This is a genomic window from Bradyrhizobium sp. P2_E8, assembly GCF_056403875.1.
This window is the reverse complement of record NZ_JBFUES010000494.1, coordinates 1-5,480: the sequence shown is the minus strand read 5'-3', so window position 1 is coordinate 5,480 and position 5,480 is coordinate 1. Positions and strand designations below refer to the sequence as shown.

The window sequence follows — 5,480 nt, the reverse complement described above, 5'->3', positions numbered from 1 at the left end:
GTACATAGCTTTCGACGACAGGCTTCAAGGGCCTTTCCTGGTTCGGCAATGTGAGGCCTCCCCTGCTGGTTCCAGCGGAACTACGCKTTCTCGCCCCCAATATCTTGGCCGCCGCTACCTCGAGGCGGCTCGATAGTTCCATTCATTCGGGCCACGACCTGGCAGTGGCAAATCGAGGACATTCGTAGCTTGGAGGCGTAGACACGGAGCAATGTCGAACGAGCAATGTCCGCTTTAGCGCCGGCCTTTTGACCTCGAACCGAGCAGATCATGCGTTCCGCTGATGCTCACCGTTCCCGAGCACTCAAAGCCGCCGAAAATTCCGCAGGAGCCGGTGACCGTAACGCGCAAGTCTTTGCGTTGGTACATGTCGACTGAAATGCCCACGCGCGAAAAGTCGTTCGCGCTGTTCGGCAGGATCAGATCGATGTGCTCTGCGGCCCATTGCGGTATATGCTTGTTGCTCTTCCAGAACAGTTCATTGCCGGCGTGATGCACGAAGTTCGGCCCGACCGTAAGCGCACCGTCCACGCCCTCGAACACGAAGCCCGTTTCGTCGATGTGCACGTTCACCCGATCAGGTGCTACGGCGAAATGCAGCGAGGTGATGTCCTGGGGCTGCGGGTCCTTGCCGAATTGCGAACTGTAGGCGTCGCTCCATTGTCCGCGGTCGCGCCCGAGCCCGAAGCCGTGGCGGCCCGGGAGATCCCGCGTTGAGAGCGGCCTGTCCGACAGCTTTGGGCGCCAGATCTCCCGAAACCCCTTGCCGATCGTTGCCGCCATCGACAGATCGAGGGCCCAATGCGACGCTTTCTCCGGGCTCTGCCCTTCTGCGAAGGCGTCGAATCCGTCCGTCGTCTTGGCAATGCGCAGCTTCTTGATCAGCTCTTCCCAGTCCTTGGGCAAGAAGGTGACGCCGTCGAGTGTGGTCGTCGCGGCAGCGACACCATACTTCTCGAGTTGGTGTCGGATGTAGGGCTTCTCGTCATAAAGGCGCACATCCGGGTTGGGGCCGGCAAAGTAATTCTTCAAATCGATCTGCGGCCGAAGCATCGTCAGTCGCGCCGCGATCTTCCGGTAAGTGTCGGTCGTCGTCGGATCAGTCGTCGTCATGGAACGCCCTCCGAGCCAATCCTCCCCTCAGATTGGTCTCACCCGAACGGGCTCGGGTTCAATGCCGGCTCGTTCGATCAAGCTACCGCCCGGCCCAGGTCATTCGAATTCCTGTCGCGCCAGCACATTGACTGTTTGAACCTGCCGATCGGACACGGCGACCACCATCCGTGGGGTAGTGTGAACAACGAGGACGATCAAATGTCACTGCGGAGCAGGGTGTTAGACGTACTCAATGGCCCGGCGGTCGCACGCATGCGGTTCCGGTTTCCGATCCGCGGCAGCCATGTGACGATTGCGCCGCAAACGTTCCATCACGTTGCCCGGGCGATCCGGTTGGGGCAGGTCACCGTCGCGGCTCCGACCGATCTCGCAGCGGGTGTTGCTGCGCAATATAACGATGTCGCGCGAACCCGAGCCGACGGCACAGCGGTCGCCGCCAATACGCTGGAGGTCGTGTCGGCGACGGGGCGGCTGGATGAGGCCTATATCGTCCACGAAAGCCTGCATGCGGCATACGATCTGTTGCGTACCGGCCTTGATGCCAATGCGGAAGAGGCGTCTGCCTACGTCTGCACGGCGCTCTATTGCCGCATGACAGGCCTGCCGCGCCCTCGCTGGGCCAACGGGCCGATCTACGCCAATGCCGCAGAGGTCGCCCGAACGCTCCTGTCCCAGTATCAGAAGGGCGATCCCGGGATTCCCTGGGTCGGCGAGCATGAATGGAAGATGCTGCGCGCAGGTGTTGGCTTTGATCCGGTCTATACGCGCGGACCAGGCGGTATTCTCACGGGATGGCTCCTCGGCCAGCAATATACCCACGACGGCTAGAGTGCCAGGGCCGCATCCGTTTCAGGAAATGGCAGGAGCTTCCAACTCCTGCCGTTCATCGCCAACGGAACCGACGCACTTGAGCGCGTCATGCGACCAGCAGGCCCAGCTTGCCGACCATCGCAAGCGAGCGTTGAACGCTTTCTCGCGTTGACAGCAACAACGGATCGGCAGGCTTCCCGGCACTATCCTTCTGGTCTACCTGGATGGTCGGGCCGAATCTTTCGGTCATTTCGGCCGTGATCTGATCGATAGTCCGCGCACCGTCGAGCAATTGCAGGAAATCCCTGGTCCGGTCGTCCTCCAACTGTACCGTCTGGTGGAGGAGGTTGGTGACGAGCGGACCTGTTTGCGCTTGTCTTCGTGCGAGCAGGCTCGCCTGCGGATGCTCGGAAGCTTCCTTCAACAGAAATGGGCGCGAGAGCAGGAACGAAACCTCGCCGCTGCAAGCCAGGATGAACATTGCCTCCGTCAGCACTTTTTCGTCATCATCCGCGTGTCGGCCGCCCAGCAGCGCGCGAGCGCCATCGAGCAGCTCGCCAAACGATAATGCTCGCGGCCAGGCCCGGCCGAGACATAGATACGCAGCCTTCAAGATCGGATTGGTTACCGTGACCCTGCTGCCGTCCTGGTTCTCGAACTCTACCGTGGATTCGTCAGTCACGCAGGCGTCGGGATGGACCGGGTTGGTCGTGCTCAGCAAATGGAACCTGGTGACGAAATCGAGGTCGATCTGGCGGGATAGCGAAATGCTGTCGTGGCAGAGCAAGGTGCGCCGAAAGCCGTTGCCGTCGATGAAGTCCTGATATTGATCGCGCGCCATGAACTCGCTTTCCGGGAAGCGCTGCAGCGTTGCGCGAACCTCCTCGGAATAGCCGGCAAGATAGCGTCGTGAGAAATCAGCGTCGCCCAGATATTGCAGGCCATGACGGTTTGCATCTTCGGCGACCTCATGCAGGAGAAATGCCTCGGCACCATCATCGAGATCGTCGTGAAATAAAAGTTCGTCGGGGGACTTGAGGACGCGGTTGTACTGGTCGCGCATAACTGCGCCGTGCACCGAGTTGGCCTTCGAGCCGTCGCTCAGGAACTTCAAGATCGCGCGGGCCTGTCCTACCTTCTCCTTCATGTCGGTGAGACGGCGGGTGTGATACCGCATCATGTCGCGGACCATGTCGCGAAGATGCGAGAACGGGTGCGCATTGTAGCTGACGTAGCAGACCCCGCGCGGAGCCAGGTTCTGCTTGAAGATCATCATCATCTTCTCGCGCACCGCCGGCGGCACCCAGGAATACACGCCGTGTGCGATGATGTAGTCGAACTGCCCGAAGCTAGCGTCGACGTTCATGATGTCGCAATGGAGGAGCTTGATATTGCTCAGGCCCAATGTGGCGATATTTCGCTGGCCGCGCTCGATCGTCACGCCGCTCAGGTCGACACCGACGAATTCGCTGTTTGGATATTGAAAGGCCATCGGCAATAGGTTGCCGCCAACGCCGCAGCCAAGCTCGAGCACCCGGCAACGCTCGACCGGAGCCGCCTGCATGCCGTAGACGGCAGCAATGGTAGCGAGATGGTTCGGATGAGTGAGCCCGTAGACGTGGCCGGGGTAGTAGACCTCGTCGTATGGCGTGGGACCGGTGCTCGGGTGGCGATGCTCGGTTTGAATGTTCATCGTCCTCAATTCCACGAATATGCGAACTTGTCGTTCTCGATCGAGACCCGCGCTTGCTTGACTTCTTCCTTGGCAAGCGACTTGCTGAGGAATTCGCGCGACAGCTCCGGGAGCAGGGTGTTGGTGATGATGTTGTCAATCATTCGCCCGCCGGAGTCCGGATCGTTGCAACGTGACACAATGTGCTCCACGACGGCGTCATCGTAGCTGAAGGCCGCGTTATGGTTGTCACGGAGGCGTCGTCCGATCCGGTCGAGCTGCAACCGAGCGATCCCGGCGAGCATTTCGTCGGATAGCGGGAAGTACGGTATCGAGACGATGCGTCCGAGCAGCGCTGCAGGAAACACCTTCAGCAATTCCGGCCTCAGCATCTTGGCGAGCTCTTCCGGCTCGCTGCGATACCTTGGATCTCGCGAGAGGCCCATGATCAGATCGGTGCCGACGTTGGTGGTCAGGATGATCAGCGTGTTCTTGAAGTCGATCCGCCGCCCGTTGCCGTCCTCCATGGTTCCCTTGTCGAACACTTGAAAGAAGATCTCGTGGACGTCGGGATGAGCTTTCTCCACCTCGTCGAGCAGAATGACGCTATAGGGCTTGCGCCGGACAGCCTCGGTGAGGCGTCCACCTTCGCCATAGCCCACATAGCCGGGAGGCGCTCCCTTCAAGGTCGAGACGGTGTGCGCCTCCTGGAACTCCGACATGTTAATCGTGATCATGTTCTGCTCGCCACCGTAAAGAGTCTCGGCAAGCGCCAGGGCGGTTTCGGTCTTTCCCACTCCGGACGGACCAGCCAGCATGAACACGCCGATCGGTTTCGACGGGTTGTCAAGCTTGGCGCGGCTGGTCTCAATTCGCTTGGCGATCATCGTCAGCCCATGGGACTGGCCGACGACGCGGCGGTTGAGGATCTCCGGTAGCTTCAGCACGGTTTCGATCTCGTCGCGCATCATCCGGCCGACCGGGATGCCGGTCCAGTCAGAGACAACGGACGCCACCGACTGCTGGTCTACATGGGCGTAGACCATCCGCTTTTCCGGATTGATGCTCTCAAGCGTGTCGAACTTGCCGCGCAGCTCCGCGCGCTTGGCAGCCGGATCGTCGCCTTCCTTGGGTTCGGACAGGATCTCCCGAATGCTGCGGATGTCCTTGACGAGCTCCTGCTCTGCGGCCCAATCGGCTTCGAGGTTCGTCAGCTTGTCCTTCAGTGCTGCGATGTCGTTGTCGATCACTACGATGCGCTCGTCGTCCTCAATCCCAAGATCGCCGTCGCTGACGAGTGCCGATCTCTCAGCTTCACGGGCGGCAATCGCAACCCGTGCATCCTCGATCAGGGCCGGTGTCGCGCTCTGGCTGATCGCCACGCGTGCCGAGGCGGTGTCAAGCAGGCTGACCGCCTTGTCCGGCAACTGCCGTGAAGGAATGTAGCGGTGGGACAAGTTGACCGCTGCGACGATCGCTGCATCCGAGATGCGAACGCCGTGGTGCTTTTCCATCGGACCGAGAAGTCCGCGCAGCATGATACAGCAGGTCTCCACGTCCGGTTCATCGATCTGGATCGGCTGGAAGCGTCGTGTGAGCGCGGGATCTTTCTCGATATACTGGCGATATTCTGCCCACGTGGTGGCGGCGATCGTGCGCAGCGTGCCACGGGCGAGGGGAGGTTTCAGGAGATTGGCCGCATCACCGGTGCCGGCCGCGCCGCCGGCGCCGATCAGCGTGTGGGCTTCATCGATGAACAGGATGATGGGGGTGGGTGAGCTCTGGACCTCGTCGATCACCGACCTCAAGCGCTGCTCAAACTCACCCTTCATGGAGGCACCGGCCTGCATCAGGCCGATGTCGAGCGCACAAAGCCTTACAC

At 60.7% G+C, this 5,480-nt stretch carries 4 protein-coding genes; 1 reads left to right on the top strand and 3 read right to left on the bottom strand.

The genetic code is table 11. From position 1 onward, the window contains the following. Window positions 1–234 precede the first annotated feature (234 nt). Window positions 235–1,113, bottom strand: a complete 879-nt coding sequence (locus tag AC1D00_RS24555; RefSeq protein WP_477012429.1) for a hypothetical protein — start codon at window positions 1,111–1,113, stop codon at window positions 235–237. Between the two features lie 135 nt (window positions 1,114–1,248). Between AC1D00_RS24555 and AC1D00_RS24550 the strand changes: the two genes are divergently transcribed. Then, window positions 1,249–1,944 carry a hypothetical protein gene (locus tag AC1D00_RS24550; RefSeq protein WP_477012428.1) on the top strand — a complete coding sequence of 232 codons (696 nt, stop codon included), beginning with the start codon at window positions 1,249–1,251 and terminating at the stop codon, window positions 1,942–1,944. Between the two features lie 88 nt (window positions 1,945–2,032). On the opposite strand, the gene AC1D00_RS24545 is transcribed toward AC1D00_RS24550, so the two are convergent. Together AC1D00_RS24545 and tssH are read right to left on the bottom strand one after the other, a co-directional pair. After that, window positions 2,033–3,619 (bottom strand): class I SAM-dependent methyltransferase, encoded by a 1,587-nt coding sequence (locus AC1D00_RS24545; protein ID WP_477012427.1) that lies wholly within the window; start codon window positions 3,617–3,619, stop codon window positions 2,033–2,035. A 5-nt stretch (window positions 3,620–3,624) separates the two neighbouring features. After that, window positions 3,625–5,480: type VI secretion system ATPase TssH (gene tssH, locus AC1D00_RS24540; RefSeq protein WP_477012426.1), on the bottom strand; the 1,856-nt coding region annotated here is incomplete at its 5' end.